Consider the following 16,823-nt stretch of genomic DNA (forward strand, 5'->3'; position numbering starts at 1 on the left):
GGAGATGTCCGGCAGGACAGAGGGGGGTGCTGTCCCGCCGACCTCCCAACCCGTCAAAGGTGCGTGCCTCGACAGGGTTGCTTCTGAACAAGCCGACACCCGAAAGTTGGCGATCCTTCACACCCCCCTCTGGCCTGCCGGCCATCTCCCCCGCAAGGGGGGAGATCGGATATCGCGTCGGTTTTCGCCAATCCCCAAAGAAAGCTGCGCGATGTGGCAAATCGCCCCTCATGAGGGGCAACCATGACTCCCCGCTTCGACAAGCTCGGCGTGGTCATCGCCGCGATATCAGCCTACGCGGCTTTTGCCGCGCCCTTTGCCACGTTCCGTGCCAACCGCATCGTCCCCGGCCAGGCGCGCTCGATTCTCGAGGCGCTGCCGGCAACGACCGGGACGCTGCTGCTCGCCATCATTGTCGCCGCAGCACTCATCGCGCTGTTCAAGACACCACTTGTGCTGCGCCTTGCCGCCAGCGTGATGGCGCTTGCCGCGCTCGCGCTGCTGATCGGTGTCGCCGGAACATTTCTCACGCCGGCGGGCAACACCTTCGCCAGAGTTTCGCCAGCCTCCGGTTTCTGGATTCTGATCTTTGCCTTCACGCTTTTGCTCGCCGACGTGCTGACAAGGCTGAACCTGTCGCCATTGGCGCGGGTTGGCGTGCTTGTGGTCGCGGCTTTGGCGATCGGGCTGCTGTTGATTTCGGGAAGCTGGGACAATCTGTCGATCCTGAAGGAATATTTCAACCGCGCCGACAGTTTCTGGGCGGAGGGCTCCAAGCATGTGACGCTGGCGCTCGGTTCGCTGGCCGCCGCGGTGATCGTCGGCCTGCCGCTCGGCATCCTGTGCCATCGCGTCGAAAATCTGCGGGCCGGGGTTCTCAACGTGCTCAACATCATCCAGACCATTCCCTCGATCGCGCTGTTCGGCCTGCTGATCGCGCCGCTCGGCTGGGTTGCCGCGCATGTGCCGGGGGCTGCCGCGCTCGGTATTCGCGGCATCGGCACCGCTCCCGCCTTCGTCGCGTTGTTCCTTTACTCGCTGCTACCGGTGGTGGCCAACACGGTGGTCGGTCTCGCCGGCGTGCCGCGCGCGGCCAACGACGCGGCGCGCGGCATGGGCATGACCGACAGGCAGCGCCTGTTCGGCATCGAGTTTCCGCTGGCTTTTCCTGTCATCCTCACCGGCATCCGTATCGTTTTGGTGCAGAACATCGGCCTCGCCACCATTGCCGCGCTGATCGGCGGCGGCGGTTTCGGCGTGTTCGTCTTCCAGGGTGTGGGTCAGACGGCAATGGACCTTGTGCTGCTCGGCGCCGTGCCGACGGTCGCGCTCGCCTTTGCCGCCGCCATCATCCTCGATGCGGTGATCGAAATGACCGCCACCAAGCGCAGGGTTGAAACGGCATGATCGAGATCGAAGGCATCACTAAGCGCTATGACGCGACGACCGTGGTCGATGACGTGTCGATGGTCATCGAGCCGCGCACCATCGCCGTCATTGTCGGCACGTCCGGTTCCGGCAAGACGACGCTGCTGCGCATGATCAACCGGCTGGTCGAGCCGACCTCGGGCATCATCAAGCTCGACGGCGCCGACAATCGTTCGCTGCCCGGTTACGAGCTGCGCCGCAGCATCGGCTACGCCATCCAGGGCCACGGCCTGTTTCCACATCGCACGGTGGCACAGAACATTGCCACCGTGCCGGTGCTGCTTGGCTGGGACAAGGACCGTATCAAGGCCCGGGTCGACGAGCTGATGACGCTCTATCAGCTCGATCCCGAAGCCTTCGGGCCGCGCTATCCGCACGAACTGTCCGGCGGCCAGCAGCAGCGCGTCGGCGTTGCCCGCGCACTCGCCGCCGAGCCCAACGTGCTGTTGATGGACGAACCGTTCGGCGCCCTTGACCCGATCATCCGCACCAAGGCGCAGGAGGATCTGCTGGCGATCCAGAAGCGCTTCGGCACCACCATCATTCTCGTCACCCACGACATGGAAGAGGCCGTGCATATGGGCGACAAGATCGCGGTCATGGATGCCGGCAAGCTGGTGCAATACGCCAAGCCAGCCGAGATCCTGGCAAAGCCGGCAAGCGCCTTCGTCGAGACCCTGGTTGGCGCCAGCGAGAGGCCGTTCCGGTTGCTGTCGCTCGGCCGGGTCCGCGATGCCGTGGAGAAGGGCTCCGCCGAAGGCGAGGCGATCCCCGGCGATGCCAGCCAGCGCGACGCGCTGGCCGAATTGCTGTGGTCGGGCCGGCCGGCGCTGCCGGTCTCAGGCACCGACGGCAAGCCGCTTGGCCGCGTGACCATCGACGGGCTGGTGAAGCGCGCGGCGAGGCCGGCATGAAGGCCTGGCTTCCATCGCTGCTCAGGCTAGCCTTGGTGGTGCTGCTCGTTGCCTTCGTCACCAATCCGGGCTGGTTCGAGCCGCTGCTGAAGCCGCTGACCGAAAACAATGCGCCGGTGATCTACAATCAGGGCAGCCTGCTGACACTGACATTGCTGCATTTGCGCACGGTTCTGATCGCCACCGTGGCCGCAACCATCGTCGCGGTGGCGCTTGCCATCCTGGTCACCAGGCCGGCCGGCGCCGAATTCCTGCCGCTATCGCGCAGCCTGGTCAACATCGGCCAGACCTTTCCGCCGGTGGCGGTGCTGGCGCTTGCGGTGCCGGCCGTCGGCTTCGGCGAGAAGCCGACGCTGATCGCCCTGTTTCTCTACGGCCTGTTGCCGATCTTCGAAAATGCGCTGACCGGCCTGACGACGCTGCCGGCCAATGTCGTCGAAGCGGCGCGCGGCGCCGGCATGACCGGTTGGCAAAGGCTCACCAAGGTCGAGCTGCCGCTCAGCGCCCCGATCATTCTCGGCGGCATCAGGCTGTCGGTGGTGATCAGTCTTGCCACCGCGACCATCGGTTCGACCGTGGCAGCCAAAACGCTGGGCGAAGTGATCATCGCCGGGCTGTTGTCCAACAATCTCGCCTTCATCCTGCAGGGCGGCCTGATCGTGGCAGCGCTTGCCGTGCTGATCTATGACGGTCTGTCGGCGATCGAGCGCTACACGGCGCGCCGCATGGGCCGGGAAGCCGAGTAGGGGCGTCCTGCGTCAAGAGGCCAATTTCAATCGATCTAATAGGAGGGTGCTGACGGCAGCCGCCGCCTGGCCCCAACCATTTAGGCGAAAGCCGGGCAAAAACCGAACAATATCTTGACGTTCGCAGCCCTGTTTCGCATACACCGATGCGAAGAGGCGGATTGCGTGCGCGGAATCCGGTCTTTGTCTCAACGGCCCAGGGAGGGGTTCTTTTGGGCCATCAATCGAGGAAAATCCGGCAATGACAATTATTTCCGCCGTCATCGCCTGCGGCCTGCTTTCAATCCTTTACGCCATCTGGGCGACACGTTCGGTCCTTGCGGCCGATCAGGGCAATGCACGCATGCAGGAAATCTCCGCGGCTATCCGCGAGGGCGCACAGGCCTATCTGGCGCGTCAGTACACCACCATCGCCATCGTTGGCGTCGTCGTCCTCGTGCTCGCCTGGTGGCTGCTGTCCATCACCGCCGCGATCGGCTTCCTGATCGGTGCAGTGCTTTCAGGCGCCGCCGGCTTCATCGGCATGCATGTCTCCGTTCGCGCGAATGTTCGTACGGCGCAGGCCGCATCGAACAGCCTCGCTGCCGGCCTCGACATCGCGTTCAAATCGGGCGCCATCACCGGCATGCTGGTTGCTGGCCTGGCCTTGCTCGGCGTTTCGATCTACTACCTCATCCTGACCCACTTCATGGGCCTCCAGCCCAATGATCGCATCGTCATCGACTCGCTGGTCTCGCTCGGCTTCGGCGCATCGCTGATCTCGATCTTCGCCCGTCTCGGCGGCGGCATCTTCACCAAGGGCGCCGACGTCGGCGGCGATCTCGTCGGCAAGGTCGAAGCCGGTATTCCCGAAGACGATCCGCGCAACCCGGCCACCATCGCCGACAATGTCGGCGACAATGTCGGCGACTGCGCCGGCATGGCCGCTGACCTGTTCGAAACCTATGCGGTGACCGTTGTCGCCACCATGGTTCTGGCTGCCATCTTCTTTGGCGGTACCGCCGTTCTGGGTGCAGCCATGCTTTATCCGCTCGCTATCTGCGGCGCCTGCATCCTGACCTCGATCGTCGGCACCTTCTTCGTCAAGCTCGGTTCCAACGGCTCGATCATGGGCGCACTCTACAAGGGCCTGATCGTCACCGGCCTGCTGTCCATCGTCGGCCTCGGCGTCGCCACCCATGTCACCCTCGGCTGGGGCGAGATCGGCACCGTCGCCGGCATGGTCATCACCGGCAAGAACCTGTTCATATGCGGCCTGGTCGGCCTCGTGGTGACCGGTCTCATCGTGGTCATTACCGAATACTACACCGGCACCAACAAGCGCCCGGTCAACTCTATCGCCCAGGCGTCGGTCACCGGTCACGGCACCAACGTCATCCAGGGCCTTGCGGTCTCGCTGGAATCGACGGCGCTGCCCGCGATCGTCATCGTCGGCGGCATCATCTCGACCTATCAGCTTGCCGGCCTCTTCGGCACGGCGATCGCGGTCACGACGATGCTCGGTCTTGCCGGCATCATCGTTGCGCTCGACGCCTTCGGCCCGGTCACCGACAATGCCGGCGGCATTGCCGAAATGGCCGGCCTGCCCAAGGAAGTGCGCCAGTCCACCGACGCGCTCGACGCGGTCGGCAACACCACCAAGGCGGTGACCAAGGGCTATGCCATCGGTTCGGCCGGTCTCGGCGCACTGGTGCTGTTTGCCGCCTACTCGAACGACCTGAAGTTCTTTGCCGCCAATGGCGACAAATATCCCTACTTCCAGGGCATTGGCGAGATCTCCTTCGATCTCTCCAACCCCTACGTCGTCGCTGGCCTGATCTTCGGCGGGCTGATCCCGTATCTGTTCGGCGGCATCGCCATGACGGCCGTCGGCCGCGCGGCGGGCGCCATCGTCGAGGAAGTACGCAAGCAGTTCCGCGAGGATCCGGGCATCATGGCCGGCACCTCGAAGCCGAACTACGCACGCGCGGTCGACCTGCTGACCAAGGCGGCAATCAGGGAAATGATCATCCCGTCGCTGCTGCCGGTGCTGGCGCCGCTCGTCGTCTATTTCGGCGTGCTGCTGATCTCGGGCTCGAAGGCGTCCGCCTTTGCCGCCCTTGGTGCCTCGCTGCTCGGCGTCATCGTCAACGGCCTGTTCGTCGCCATCTCGATGACCTCTGGCGGCGGTGCCTGGGACAACGCCAAGAAGTCCTTCGAAGACGGCTTTGTCGACAAGGACGGCGTCAAGCATCTCAAGGGTTCCGAGGCGCACAAGGCTTCGGTGACCGGCGACACGGTCGGCGATCCCTACAAGGACACCGCTGGCCCGGCCGTCAACCCGGCGATCAAGATCACCAACATCGTCGCGCTCTTGCTGCTGGCCGTGCTCGCGCACGGCTGATCAAAAGCATCCACTCGAAAACAGAACCCGCGGGAGCGATCCCGCGGGTTTTTTGTTGAAGCGATGACAACGTCGACCCTTCAGCGCTTCGCTTCGCCTGGGTCCTCCAGTGCGTGGTGTGCAAGCATCTCATCCAGGCTCGGCTCGCGTTTCCTTGGCCACGGCCACACCGGTGACCGATCCCCATAACAAAAACCCGCAGGATCGCTCCCGCGGGTTTTTGGTCGCCTGAGATGATGAGGCTTCCGGAATGAAAGCCGAAAGGAATTAGACGCCGCCGCCCGGAATGCTGGGTGCCAGCTTGCTGGCACCGTTGATGATCTGGCTGAGGAAGTTCTGGTCCTTGCCGCCGGTCGGTGTGGTGCGCGAGATGAAGTCGAACATCTTGCCGTCCTTCATCCCGTAATTGGCGATCTGGGTGACGCGGCCATCGGCGCCGAAATAGACCGCCAGCACATGCTGGTCAATCAGCCGTGGCTTGTCGAAGGCGACGTAGCGCTTGCGCGTCTGCGAAATGTAATAGAAGGCCTCGTTGTCGAAGGTCGCGGTCGTCGACGGCGTGCCGAGCGCCAGAAGCACCTGCTCGCGGCTCGAACCGACCGGCACCAGGTCGATTGCCTGCTGGTCTATGACGTAACCTTGCGTCAGCGTCTCACTTGGGCTGAGGTCGCCGATCATCTTGGAGGTGTGGCAGGCGGACAGTGCCGAAACGATCATCAGCAGCGAGATCGCGCCGGCGGGCCTGGACGAGAAGGTCGACTTGAAATTCAGCGCGCGCAACAACAACTCCATTAGCTGGCCGCAACTTGCGCTGGGCCGCGAAACCGGTAAACCAGCTTGCTTGCCGATGCAACAAGCCCATTTCAACAAACGGTCCCCAGGAGACCATCCCCAATGTTCCAGCGCTTTTTTGGCCGCGAACGCTACGCCAACCGCGCTATCACCGAGGCGCTTTACGCACAAATCGTGGCGGCGGCGCGGCAGACCGTGTTTTATTCCCACTGGAATGTGCCAGACACGCCGCTTGGCCGTTTCGAGATGCTGTCGCTGCACATGTTCCTGTTCCAGCACAGGTTGCGCGGGGAGGGCGGTGCGGCGCAAGAGGTCGCCCAGGTGCTGATCGACGAGTTCTTCCTCGACGTCGACCATTCGTTGCGGGAATTGGGCATTGGCGACGTGGGCGTGCCCAAACGCATGAAAAAGCTGGCAAAGATGTTTTATGGCCGAACCGCTGCCTATGACGATGCCCTGAAAAGAAACGACCATGAAGGGCTGACCGCGGCTCTTGCCCGCAATGTCCGGCCCGACGCGGGCGCCTGGCTGGAAGCATCGCTGCTGGCCAACTATGTTACCGACGCGCGCAGTCATCTGGCCGCGCAGACATCCGAATCGATTGTCTCCGGCACGCTGACCTTTCCCGCCGCCAAGGAGGTTGAACAATGAAGCATGTTGACCCGCAAAGCCCGGTCTCCTTCCGGGCAAACGTTACGCGCCTGCCGCAGAAGGGCCTGCCGCTGGTTATCGAGGCCGATGCCGCGCAGCGTGCGGCACTGGCCGAGGAGCACGGGCTGATTTCGGTCGAATCCTATCGCGCCGAGCTTCTGGTCGCGTCGTGGAAGCGCAATGGCGTGAAGATAAGCGGTCGCGTCGAAGCCGACATCACCCAGGCCTGCATCGTCACGCTCGAGCCTGTCGAGGCGCATATCGACGAACCGGTCGAAGCGCTGCTGCTGCCCGAGGATTCCAAGCTTGGACGGCAGGGTTTCGATGGTGGCGGCGAGATCCTGCTCGACGCGGAAGGCCCTGACAGTCCAGAGACATTTTCCGGTGACACGATCGATGTCGGGACAATCGCCGAACAGTATTTCGGGCTCGCCATCGACCCCTATCCGCGCAAGCAGGGCGCATCGCTCAACACCGGCAGCGAGAACGAACCGGCGGAGAATGAATTTCAGCAAAAACTGCGATCCTTGCTGGGAAAATCCTGAAAAGCTCGCCCGCGACGGAAAAGTCGGTTGTGCGGCAGCCCAAAACCGTTATTTTCGCCGAACCTTCGCGGTCGCTAAAGCGACCTGCCGCCTAACCGTGAGATAAATACCGCGTGATCAGGATTTCCATCGATGCCATGGGCGGCGATCACGGACCAGCCGTGGTCATTCCAGCGCTCATGACGGTCGCGACCCGTCGTCCCGACATCCGCTTCGTCATCTTCGGGCGTGAGGAGGTCGTGCGCCCGGAGCTTGCCAAATTTCCCAAGCTCGCCGAGATCAGTGAATTCTTCCATTGCGAAATTGCGGTCAGGATGGACGACAAGCCGAGCCAGGCGCTGCGCCACGGCCGCTGGAAGTCATCAATGTGGAAGGCCGTCGAAGCGGTCAAGGCCGGCACGGCCGACGCCTGCATTTCCGCCGGCAACACCGGCGCGCTGATGGCGATGTCGAAATTTTGCCTGCGCACCATGGCCACCATCGATCGCCCGGCAATCGCAGCCCTTTGGCCGACATTGCGCGGCGAAAGCGTGGTGCTGGACGTCGGCGCGACCATTGGGGCCGATGCGCAACAGCTCATTGATTTTGCCATTCTCGGCACCGGCATGGCGCGCTCGGTCTTCGGCATAGCCCGGCCCAGCGTCGGCCTGCTCAATGTCGGCGTCGAGGAGATCAAGGGCCAGGAAGAGGTCAAGGAGGCCGGGCGCATGCTGCGCGAAGCCAACATGGCCTCGATGAACTATCACGGTTTCGTCGAGGGTGACGATATCGGCAAGGGCGTGGTCGACGTCGTCGTCACCGAAGGCTTTGCCGGTAACATCGCGCTGAAGACGGCGGAAGGCACGGTGCGCCAGATCGGTGGCTATCTGCGCGCGGCGATGAGCCGGACTCTGATGGCCAGGATCGGCTATATCTTCGCCAAGGGCGCCTTCGATCGCCTGCGCGAAAAGATGGATGTCGGCCGCTCCAATGGCGGCGTTTTCCTGGGGCTGAGCGGCATCGTCGTCAAAAGCCATGGCGGTGCTGATTCTGACGGGTTCGCCGCCGCGATCGAACTCGGCTATGACATGGTCCGCAACAACCTACTCGACCGCATCGAGGCCGATCTGGACCTGTTTCATGCGCGCAACCCGCGTGCCCTGTCAGCTAGGAAATCCGACGTCGTCACCGACGCAAAGGAATAGGAAAGAACTTTGATCAGATCAGTCGTGCGCGGCACGGGCGCCGCGCTGCCCCGCCGAATCATGAAGAATGCCGATTTCGAAGGCATGGTCGAGACCTCTGACGAGTGGATCGCCCAGCGTACCGGTATTCGCCAGCGACATATCGCTGGTGACGACGAGACCACGGCTTCGCTCGGGGAAGCAGCGGCACGTGCCGCACTTGCCAATGCGGGCCTCACGCCCGCCGACATCGATCTGATCGTGCTGGCGACCTCGACGCCAAACAACACATTCCCGGCCACCGCCGTCGAGATCCAGAACCGGCTCGGCATGCATCACGGCTTTGCCTTCGACCTGCAGGCGGTCTGTTCGGGCTTCGTCTATGCCGTGACCACCGCCGATCTCTACATCCGCGGCGGCCTGGCCAAGCGTGTCCTGGTGATCGGTTCGGAAACATTCTCGCGCATCCTCGACTGGAGCGACCGCTCGACCTGTGTGCTGTTCGGCGACGGCGCCGGCGCCATGATTCTGGAAGCAGGCGAGGGGGCGGGCACGATCGCCGACCATGGCGTTCTGGCGGCCAGCCTGCGCTCCGATGGCACGCACAAGGACAAGCTTTTCGTCGACGGCGGGCCGTCGACCACGGGTACGGTTGGCCATCTCCGGATGGAGGGTCGCGAAGTCTTCAAGCATGCGGTCGGCATGATCACCGACGTCATCGAGGCGACGTTCGCGCAAGCCGGTATCTCGGCCGATGATCTCGACTGGTTCGTGCCCCACCAGGCCAATAAACGAATTATTGACGCTTCCGCCAAGAAGCTCGGGATAGCTGAGCAAAAGGTGGTGGTTACGGTCGACTTGCACGGTAACACCTCGGCTGCTTCCGTGCCGTTGGCGCTGTCGGTGGCCGTCGCCGACGGCCGCATCAAGAAGGGCGATCTCGTCCTCCTGGAAGCGATGGGTGGCGGCTTCACCTGGGGCGCTGTCCTGGTTCGCTGGTAAGTGCCGAACGGTCCAGTTTCGGTCCTTGACCTTGACGGATCAATTACTTAGGCTCTGCCGTCGTTGTGCCGAATTTTATGTTTTGAGCTGATGGGACGGTCGCATGGGGGGAAAGACACTTACGCGCGCCGACCTTGCCGAGGCAGTTTACCGGAAGGTCGGCCTGTCGCGCACTGAATCGGCCGAGCTCGTCGAAGCGGTGCTGGATGAAATCTGCGAAGCCATCGTGCGCGGCGAAACGGTGAAGCTGTCGTCCTTCGCGACATTCCACGTCCGCTCCAAGAACGAACGCATCGGCCGCAATCCCAAGACCGGCGAGGAAGTGCCGATCCTGCCGCGTCGGGTGATGACCTTCAAGTCGTCGAATGTGCTGAAGAGCCGTATCTTGCGCTCCCATCAGAGCGGCAAGGCCAAAAGCAGCAAGTAGTCCATTGTGCGGTTGAAAACTGCCGCCGCCATGACGCCGGGCTTGAATATTGCTTCATAAACCGCTGAAATACGCCCCGATTCGGCAGGTAGGCTGGATCATCGTCCAGCGTGAGGATTCGCCCATGGACAAGAGCCCCGACGCCTTTCGTACCATCAGCGAGGTCGCCGAAGATCTCGATCTGCCGCAGCATGTGCTGCGTTTCTGGGAAACGCGTTTCAACCAGATCAAGCCGATGAAGCGCGGCGGCGGCCGTCGTTACTACCGGCCGCAGGATGTCGAGCTGATCAAGGGCATTCGCCACATGCTCTACGACCAGGGCTACACCATCAAGGGCGTGCAGAAGCTGTTGCGCGAGAACGGCAACCATTTCCTGGTTGCCATCGGCAATGGCGACATGGCCGCCGTCGAGGCGATCTCGCAGCGGAGGCAGGCTGACCAAGTGCCGCTGACGCCGGCGGCCCAGCCGCGTGGCATGGACGACGAACTGGTCGGCCAGCCGCGGGTGAAGCCCAGCCGCCGCTTTTTCGGCCTGGGCAAGAGCGACGAGGACGGTCCGGTGCAACCGGATGCATCGAAACTCTCGCGCGACAACAGGGCCTTGCTGCAGGAGGCGCTGTTCGACCTCCTGGAATGCAAGCGCCTGCTTGACCAGGTGCGCTGACCGCAGCCCGACGCGACATCGATAGTTCGAAAACCGGAACCCGTCTTCGGGTGAGGCGTTACGCTTCTTTCTGCAAGTGAAGGAAACATACCATGGCATCATTTTCGACCCTCTCGGACATCGATCTCGACAGGCAGGTCGCGGTTCTCAGCAAGGAACTGGCCAGCTTGAAGAGGGCTGTGGCGAGGCGAGGCGGCGCCTACTACGAGGACGGTCGCGATGCCGCGCTCGACACCTATTCCGATCTTGCCGGCCGCCTGCACGATGCCATGCCGGCAATCCGCAAACAGGGCAGGGTGATCGAGAAGTCGGCCCGCGACCATCCGGCAGCTGCCGCCGCAGTGGGCCTTGTGGTGCTCGGTCTTGTCGCCAGTCTGCTGTTCAGCCGGCGCTGAATTCTAAAACCCAAATCCCACAGATACGAGCAAGAAGAAGTGACGGCTCGCCCTAAGGTGATCCGTCATTTTCCTTGCGAGCGGCCATGTCTGTTGTCGCTCCGGCATCTGGCGAGGAGCGTGTCGGCATAGAGGCGCCCAACACCTCTGTGTCGCCGGCGCAGGAATGCGGATTGGTCAAGCCGCCAGAGCCGCTCGATTCGCCGGTGAACGCCGGATTGGTGGTGGTGCCATAGCCAGCGCCGGGATGACGATCTCACCGGCGTCGCGCATTGGATTTGCGTGAATTGTCGATCCGCGATCGAGCCTCGCGGGGCGGAGTAGCCGGCCTTGGACAGGAAGCCAAGGCCGGTCTTCTCGGTGGCGGTCTGCGGAGCTTAGGCCTTGTTTCCGATCACATGGTGGTGGTGGCGGTGATGATGGTGGTGGCGGACATGGTGGCGATGATGATGGTGGTGACGATGATGCTTTGCCATCGGGGCGGCATCCGCACTCGTCGCACCGATGACGGGCACCGTGAAAGCCAATGCAACTGCAAGCCCGAGGGCCGAGAGGAGGGACTTCTTCATGGATCGTTTCCTTTTGTTTCGCGGGCGTATGGATCGGGGCGATAGCCCGGCCGCCGCGAATGGAATTACGCGCCTGAATTTTTTCGTCAGTATTTCCCGATTGTAGAATTTTGTTTCTGTACTGTTTCTGCCCAATTCAGCCTCCTGCCACCATGCACGGCAAGATCGAGAGGCGGCCATTGGCCGCCCGTCCCACTACATCGGCGGCACGACGCCGTTGTTTCCGACCACGACGCGGCTGGCGCTCAGCGCGCCGTCACTGCCCCGCTCAGCGGTGACAAAGACCGTCGCACCCGGCTTGAGGTCGGTAGGCGTCGCCGGCGCGAAGGTCACGACGGGCGTGGTGTCGGGGATCGAAATCTTCTTGGTCTGGCCATTGTCATAGGTCAGGGTGACGGATCGCCCGCTTATATCGGTAACGTCGGCGACGGTGCCGTTGGTCATCCGGCTGTTTGGCTGCAGGTCCCAGGGACGGTCGCCCTCGCCAGTGCCTTTCAGCGCGGCCGGAAAGACCACCACCTCCAGGGCGCCGCTGCCGCCATCCGCTTTCGAAACGGAGGCAATGCCGAGGAAATCCCCCTGCTTGATGTCCTTTGCCGAGGTGTTGGCGACGCCCGAGATCTTCCAGCCAGCCTTGAGCTTGATCGCGTCGGTATCGCCCTGGCGGGTTTTCACGGTGAGCAGCGTGGGCTCAAAACTGACCACCGTGCCGCGCACACGCAGCGCGTCTGCGGCTTGGGCGGCGCCCGCGCCGGCGACGGAAAGGCTGGAAATCGTGCCGAGCACGACCATGAATGTCTTCAAGTTCATTGCAAAAATCCTTCCGGGAACGAGCTGGCTGGAACCGGATGGTTTCACGCCAGCGACCCGGAGATAACGAACGTGCGCGGCGAAACTGCCGGCAAAAGGCCGATCGGACCTTCAAAACAACTTGATCGCGACGTGTACGCGAGAGGGCCGCGCCAGGCGCCTGGTTCACGATCCCGTGACGGCCCTTTTGGCTCTTGGCAAATCGCCGGCGAGAGGGCATCTTCCCGACCGTCTCAGGCAACACTCCTCATTTGATCAAACTCTTTCAGTCATGGAGTTGCCAATGCCCCATAATGCGAAAAGCGAACCCCACTCCGAACCGGCAACCAACGGGAGCGGGCCAGATTACAACACCCTCAGAGCGATGCGGGAGACCCGCGGTTACAGCGTGGAAGAGCTCTCCCTGACATGCGGCCTGGCGGTGGACGAGATTGAGGATATCGAAAGCGGGAGAGTGACCGACCCGTCGAAGCTGCGTCGTATTGTGTCCGCGCTTCACCTTCCCCAGGAGGCTCTGATCACCCCGGCTGCGCCGACGCCGGCGGCGCAAGGTCGATCGCTGGCGTAGATCCGCACCATGCATTCCAGAGAACCCGCCAAGGCCCCTTGGCGGGTTTCTTTGTACCTGCCGCAGCGCTTTGCTTCAGCCTGGCACTTGCCGATCTGTCTATCGCACGTGCCTATGCGTCTGGCTGCTGGACCGTAATCCGCCGTCCATAACGTTTTTGAACCGTCGGTTTTTCGATATGAGCCTGGAATCCGTTCGTGCCTTCTTCGCCGCCCATGCGCCGGACATCCATGTCATCGTCACGCAGGCGAGCTCGGCGACGGTGGCCCTGGCGGCCGAGGCGCATGGCGTGCTGCCGGCCCAGATCGCCAAGACGATCTGCCTGCGCGTCGGCGACCGCACCATGCTGGTGGTGACCAGCGGCATCGCCAGGCTGGACAACCGCAAGTTCAAGGACCAGTTCGGCGGCAAGCCGCGTATGCTCGACGCCACCGAGGTTGTCGAAGCAACCAGCCATCCGGTCGGCGGCGTCTGCCCGTTCGGCCTGCCGGCGCCGCTGCCGGTCTATTGTGACGTGTCGCTGCGCGAATTCGACGAAGTCGTGCCCGCTGCCGGCGCCACCAATGCGGCCGTGCGGATTGCGCCGCAGCGCATGGTTGAGCTCATTGGGGCTGAATGGGTTGATGTGTGCCAAGGGTAGAGTTGGCGCCCAAGCCGGAGTTCAAATGGGAGAGGACATGGTTGCCCAGATCCGAGATTTGGCCGGGCTGACTGGGGCATCTGGAGGGGCGGACTTCGGGGGCAAGTCCTGCTTTGAATTGGTCGGAGTGGCCGGATTCGAACCGACGACCCCTTGACCCCCAGTCAAGTGCGCTACCGGGCTGCGCTACACTCCGGACCGGTCGCGATGTATCGTGATAACCCCGTGCGGGTCAACCGAATTCCGCGACTTTTATCCCGCTGCGATTGCCGGTGCCGGCGAGCCCTGCAAGGCAGGCCGCAACAGCCGCTGATGGCTGTATTCCAGCGCGATGGCGCCCCAGATCAGGCCGAGCAGCAGATAGACGTGGCGCCAGTGGTCGATGTCGATGAAGGTGCCGAGCCCGATATTGCCGATAAAGGCGACATAGGCGCACAGGAGATAGGGCTGCCACGGCCGGTCGCGCAGCAGGATGCGGAAGCCGGCTGCTATCGTCCATAAGACGAGCGCCAGGAACGACACGAAGCCGAGCCAGCCATAATCCATCAGCATCTTCAGCCAGATGTCGTGGGTGTCTTCACCGAAGATCGTGCCGAAGACCAGCGGGCCGATGCCGAACGGATGCTCCATCGCCATTTGGAAGCCGATGCCGTAGCGGGCGAAACGGCCGAGGCGGGCGGTGTCGTAGCTCTGCTCGAGATGGGCACGGTTGGAGAACATCTCCGAGACGCCGGGCAGCTGCAGGATGACGATCATGGCGACGACCAGCAGCGCCAGTGCTGCAATCGTCATCACCACCACGCGCAGCCGGAACATTCCGCTGGCGCTCTGCAGGAACAGGCAGCCGGTGAGCAGGACGGCCGAAACGGCGAACATGCCCCAGGCACCGCGCGAGAAGGAAAAGAAGATGCCGGCGGTGATGATCAGCAGTGGTACCGCCAGCAGCGGCATGCGTGTCACCGGTCCGGTCAAAAGCAGATAGAGCAGATAGATGCCGGGCAGCACCAGGAAGGGGCCGAACACGTTCGGGTCCTGGAAGGCGCCGGCGGCACGATCGTATTTGGTGAACATCTCCGCGCCCGGAAAGGCATGGAAGTAGCCTGCAATGCCAAGCAGCGAGGTGGCCACGGCCGAAACCACATAGGCAATGAAGATCAATCGGTAGAGGCCCGGCTGTACGGCGGTGATCGATGCGAAGAACACCGCGCTGAAGGCGAGAAACAGCGAGACGGCGAGATAGAGCGGTGTGTTGGCGAGGTCCGCCATCTGCGTCATAGAGATCATGCCGCCGATGTTCATCGTCACCAGCAGCACCAGCAGCGGCGTGGCCGCGCGGGAAATCCGCAAGCCGAAAAGCGCACAGATGGCGATCAGCCCGGCCATGTAGAGCTCATAGGGCGCCGGCTCGCTGATGACGAAGCCGGACAGCAGAATGCCGAGGAAGACCGCGCCCGAGGAAATCAGCGCGACCAGCTTGGCGTTGACCGCCGCGCGCGGCAGATCATGGCTGATCGCGCTCAATAGGCGTTTTCCGTGTTGAGCAGCCGGAGCGGCGTGAGGAACAGAATCCGCAAATCGAACAGCAGCGACCAGTTCTCGATGTAGAAGAGATCATACTCGGTTCGCATGCGGATCTTCTCGTTGGTGTCCATCTCGCCGCGCCAGCCATTGATCTGCGCCCAGCCGGTGACGCCGGGCTTGACCTTGTGGCGGGCGAAATAGCCGTCGACAACCTCGTTGTAGAGCAAATTATGCGACTGTGCGGCGATGGCATGCGGGCGTGGACCGACCAGCGACAGCGAACCCAGCAGCGAGTTGAAGAACTGCGGCAGCTCGTCGATCGAGGTCTTGCGGATGAAGCGGCCGACGCGGGTGACGCGCGGGTCGTTCTTGGTCACCGTCTGCTTGGCGGTCGGATCGGCCTTGTCCGTATACATCGAACGGAACTTGTAGACCTCGATGATCTCATTGTTGAAACCGTGCCGCTTCTGATGGAACAGCACCGGCCCCTTGCTGTCGAGCTTGATGGCGATGGCGGTCGCCAGCATCACCGGCGAGAACACGACGATGCCGATCAGGCTGAAGACAATGTCGAAGGCGCGCTTGGCGACCGAATCCCAGTCGTTGATCGGCTTGTCGAAGATGTCGAGCATCGGCACCGCGCCGATGTAGGAATAGGCGCGCGGGCGAAACTGCAGCGCGTTGGAATGCGCCGAAAGCCGGATGTCGACCGGCAGCACCCACAGCTTCTTCAGCAACTGCAGAACGCGCGATTCGGCGGTCAGCGGCAGCGATACGATCAGCATGTCGATGCGGGCGATGCGGGCGAATTCGATCAGTTCCGAAATGGTGCCGAGCTTGGGGTAGCCGGCGACGATGGGCGGCGAGCGCTTGTCGCCGCGATCGTCGAAGATGCCGCAGATGCGGATATCGTTGTAGGGCTGCTTTTCGACCGAGCGGATCAGGATTTCCGCCGCCTTGCCGCCGCCGACGATGACGGCGCGCCGCTCCATGCGGCCATCGCGCGCCCAGGCCCGGATCAGCTTCGACATCACCAGCCTGAGGCCGAAGATGAGAACGAAGCCGATGACGAACCAGCTGCCGAACAAAAGGCGCGAATAGTCCTGCGACATCTTCATGACGAATGCCGTCAGCGCCATCAGGGCGAAAGTGCCGGCCCAGACGAGCAGCACGCGGCCGAAATTGGCGATGGGCCGCATCAGGGCGACGATCTGGTAGCAGTCGGTGACGTCGAGCAGCACCACGGCAAGGAACGAGCCCGCTGCGATCGTCACCGGATATTGCCAGGCGAGATAGTTGAAGAACCCGACATAGTGGAAATAGACGGCGAGTCCGGACAGGAACAGCAAGCCGAATTCGACCATGCGCAGGACACCGCTGACCATGATCGGCGACATCGTATCGCGCCGGTACTGCGAGGCGACCTGGCGGGCGACATCGTTCATGCCGCTTGGCGTGTCGCCGTCGGCCGGGCCGTCGAATTTACGCACCGCCTCTGCTGAAAAGCGGCGCGCGGGGTCGATCTCGTTCATGAGGGCTTTCCGCAAGCTTCCCCCCGGTCATAGCAAAAGAGAGCTAAGAAACCCTTGAAACAACGCATGGCTT

18 protein-coding genes and 1 tRNA gene are annotated in these 16,823 nt (G+C 62.8%); 14 read left to right on the forward strand and 5 right to left on the reverse strand.

The features are described 5' to 3' along the window. Positions 1–243: 243 nt before the first annotated feature. The 4 genes from NKI66_RS28555 to NKI66_RS28570 all read left to right on the forward strand — a co-directional run bounded on the left by NKI66_RS28555 (position 244) and on the right by NKI66_RS28570 (position 5,471). Positions 244–1,407 carry an ABC transporter permease gene (locus NKI66_RS28555; protein ID WP_023810234.1) on the forward strand — a complete coding sequence of 388 codons (1,164 nt, stop codon included), beginning with the start codon at positions 244–246 and terminating at the stop codon, positions 1,405–1,407. Further along, positions 1,404–2,342: an ABC transporter ATP-binding protein gene (locus NKI66_RS28560; RefSeq protein ID WP_023810235.1), complete on the forward strand. Its 939-nt coding sequence runs from the start codon at positions 1,404–1,406 to the stop codon at positions 2,340–2,342. The genes NKI66_RS28555 and NKI66_RS28560 overlap by 4 nt, the downstream gene beginning before the upstream one ends. Beyond that, positions 2,339–3,088 carry an ABC transporter permease gene (locus NKI66_RS28565; protein ID WP_023810236.1) on the forward strand — a complete coding sequence of 250 codons (750 nt, stop codon included), beginning with the start codon at positions 2,339–2,341 and terminating at the stop codon, positions 3,086–3,088. Before NKI66_RS28560 ends, NKI66_RS28565 begins: the two co-directional genes overlap by 4 nt. A gap of 241 nt (positions 3,089–3,329) precedes the next feature. Continuing rightward, positions 3,330–5,471: a sodium-translocating pyrophosphatase gene (locus NKI66_RS28570; protein ID WP_023810237.1), complete on the forward strand. Its 2,142-nt coding sequence runs from the start codon at positions 3,330–3,332 to the stop codon at positions 5,469–5,471. 267 nt (positions 5,472–5,738) lie between these two features. Here the strand turns inward: NKI66_RS28570 and NKI66_RS28575 are convergent, their stop codons facing one another. Beyond that, complete coding sequence (locus NKI66_RS28575; protein WP_023810238.1) at positions 5,739–6,251, reverse strand: outer membrane protein assembly factor BamE; 513 nt, start codon at positions 6,249–6,251, stop codon at positions 5,739–5,741. 114 nt (positions 6,252–6,365) lie between these two features. On the opposite strand from NKI66_RS28575, the gene NKI66_RS28580 reads away from it, so the two are divergent. From NKI66_RS28580 to NKI66_RS28615, 8 genes are all read left to right on the forward strand, one after another. Then, the gene (locus NKI66_RS28580) at positions 6,366–6,914 is read left to right on the forward strand and encodes a ubiquinol-cytochrome C chaperone family protein (protein ID WP_023810239.1); all 549 of its coding nucleotides are present in this window, start codon (positions 6,366–6,368) and stop codon (positions 6,912–6,914) included. Then, entirely contained in the window at positions 6,911–7,459 is a 549-nt protein-coding gene (locus NKI66_RS28585; protein ID WP_352753733.1) for a YceD family protein, read from the forward strand. The genes NKI66_RS28580 and NKI66_RS28585 overlap by 4 nt, the downstream gene beginning before the upstream one ends. A 113-nt stretch (positions 7,460–7,572) precedes the next feature. After that, on the forward strand, positions 7,573–8,643 hold the full coding sequence (gene plsX, locus NKI66_RS28590) for a phosphate acyltransferase PlsX (protein ID WP_023810241.1): 1,071 nt from the start codon (positions 7,573–7,575) through the stop codon (positions 8,641–8,643). Positions 8,644–8,652: 9 nt separating this feature from the next. Beyond that, the gene (locus NKI66_RS28595; protein ID WP_023810242.1) at positions 8,653–9,624 is read left to right on the forward strand and encodes a beta-ketoacyl-ACP synthase III; all 972 of its coding nucleotides are present in this window, start codon (positions 8,653–8,655) and stop codon (positions 9,622–9,624) included. A 103-nt stretch (positions 9,625–9,727) separates the two neighbouring features. After that, the gene (locus NKI66_RS28600; RefSeq protein ID WP_023810243.1) at positions 9,728–10,051 is read left to right on the forward strand and encodes an integration host factor subunit alpha; all 324 of its coding nucleotides are present in this window, start codon (positions 9,728–9,730) and stop codon (positions 10,049–10,051) included. 124 nt (positions 10,052–10,175) lie between these two features. Next, positions 10,176–10,715 carry a MerR family transcriptional regulator gene (locus tag NKI66_RS28605; protein ID WP_023810244.1) on the forward strand — a complete coding sequence of 180 codons (540 nt, stop codon included), beginning with the start codon at positions 10,176–10,178 and terminating at the stop codon, positions 10,713–10,715. A 92-nt stretch (positions 10,716–10,807) separates the two neighbouring features. After that, positions 10,808–11,110, forward strand: a complete 303-nt coding sequence (locus NKI66_RS28610) for a hypothetical protein (protein WP_128305467.1) — start codon at positions 10,808–10,810, stop codon at positions 11,108–11,110. An 86-nt stretch (positions 11,111–11,196) separates the two neighbouring features. Next, positions 11,197–11,346, forward strand: coding sequence for a hypothetical protein (locus tag NKI66_RS28615; protein ID WP_164893064.1), 150 nt, complete (start codon positions 11,197–11,199; stop codon positions 11,344–11,346). Between the two features lie 528 nt (positions 11,347–11,874). Here the strand turns inward: NKI66_RS28615 and NKI66_RS28620 are convergent. Then, a complete protein-coding gene (locus NKI66_RS28620; RefSeq protein ID WP_352753736.1) occupies positions 11,875–12,489 on the reverse strand; it encodes a hypothetical protein in 615 nt (204 codons plus the stop codon). Between the two features lie 283 nt (positions 12,490–12,772). On the opposite strand from NKI66_RS28620, the gene NKI66_RS28625 reads away from it, so the two are divergent. Together NKI66_RS28625 and NKI66_RS28630 are read left to right on the forward strand one after the other, a co-directional pair. After that, positions 12,773–13,057 (forward strand): helix-turn-helix domain-containing protein, encoded by a 285-nt coding sequence (locus NKI66_RS28625; protein ID WP_127320647.1) that lies wholly within the window; start codon positions 12,773–12,775, stop codon positions 13,055–13,057. A gap of 178 nt (positions 13,058–13,235) precedes the next feature. Next, a complete protein-coding gene (locus tag NKI66_RS28630; protein ID WP_128305465.1) occupies positions 13,236–13,697 on the forward strand; it encodes a YbaK/EbsC family protein in 462 nt (153 codons plus the stop codon). A gap of 119 nt (positions 13,698–13,816) precedes the next feature. Here the strand turns inward: NKI66_RS28630 and NKI66_RS28635 are convergent. The 3 genes from NKI66_RS28635 to NKI66_RS28645 form a co-directional block, all read right to left on the reverse strand. Beyond that, positions 13,817–13,893, reverse strand: a tRNA-Pro gene (locus NKI66_RS28635). A 56-nt stretch (positions 13,894–13,949) separates the two neighbouring features. Next, entirely contained in the window at positions 13,950–15,218 is a 1,269-nt protein-coding gene (locus NKI66_RS28640; RefSeq protein WP_128305464.1) for an O-antigen ligase family protein, read from the reverse strand. Beyond that, positions 15,215–16,750, reverse strand: a complete 1,536-nt coding sequence (locus tag NKI66_RS28645) for an undecaprenyl-phosphate glucose phosphotransferase (protein WP_128305463.1) — start codon at positions 16,748–16,750, stop codon at positions 15,215–15,217. Before NKI66_RS28645 ends, NKI66_RS28640 begins: the two co-directional genes overlap by 4 nt. Positions 16,751–16,823: the final 73 nt, after the last annotated feature.

Source organism: Mesorhizobium sp. M0518 (genome assembly GCF_040321125.1).
Lineage (GTDB): Bacteria > Pseudomonadota > Alphaproteobacteria > Rhizobiales > Rhizobiaceae > Mesorhizobium.

Bases quoted from the DNA above. Each gene is read 5' to 3' on its own strand.
- NKI66_RS28625 (WP_127320647.1), top strand. From the start codon at position 12,773: ATGCCCCATAATGCGAAAAGCGAACCCCACTCCGAACCGGCAACCAAC.
- NKI66_RS28580 (WP_023810239.1), top strand. From the start codon at position 6,366: ATGTTCCAGCGCTTTTTTGGCCGCGAACGCTACGCCAACCGCGCTATC.
- NKI66_RS28570 (WP_023810237.1), top strand. From the start codon at position 3,330: ATGACAATTATTTCCGCCGTCATCGCCTGCGGCCTGCTTTCAATCCTT.
- NKI66_RS28560 (WP_023810235.1), top strand. From the start codon at position 1,404: ATGATCGAGATCGAAGGCATCACTAAGCGCTATGACGCGACGACCGTG.
- NKI66_RS28555 (WP_023810234.1), top strand. From the start codon at position 244: ATGACTCCCCGCTTCGACAAGCTCGGCGTGGTCATCGCCGCGATATCA.
- NKI66_RS28645 (WP_128305463.1), bottom strand. From the start codon at position 16,750: ATGAACGAGATCGACCCCGCGCGCCGCTTTTCAGCAGAGGCGGTGCGT.
- NKI66_RS28605 (WP_023810244.1), top strand. From the start codon at position 10,176: ATGGACAAGAGCCCCGACGCCTTTCGTACCATCAGCGAGGTCGCCGAA.
- NKI66_RS28615 (WP_164893064.1), top strand. From the start codon at position 11,197: ATGTCTGTTGTCGCTCCGGCATCTGGCGAGGAGCGTGTCGGCATAGAG.
- NKI66_RS28585 (WP_352753733.1), top strand. From the start codon at position 6,911: ATGAAGCATGTTGACCCGCAAAGCCCGGTCTCCTTCCGGGCAAACGTT.
- NKI66_RS28600 (WP_023810243.1), top strand. From the start codon at position 9,728: ATGGGGGGAAAGACACTTACGCGCGCCGACCTTGCCGAGGCAGTTTAC.
- NKI66_RS28630 (WP_128305465.1), top strand. From the start codon at position 13,236: ATGAGCCTGGAATCCGTTCGTGCCTTCTTCGCCGCCCATGCGCCGGAC.
- NKI66_RS28565 (WP_023810236.1), top strand. From the start codon at position 2,339: ATGAAGGCCTGGCTTCCATCGCTGCTCAGGCTAGCCTTGGTGGTGCTG.
- NKI66_RS28620 (WP_352753736.1), bottom strand. From the start codon at position 12,489: ATGAACTTGAAGACATTCATGGTCGTGCTCGGCACGATTTCCAGCCTT.
- NKI66_RS28610 (WP_128305467.1), top strand. From the start codon at position 10,808: ATGGCATCATTTTCGACCCTCTCGGACATCGATCTCGACAGGCAGGTC.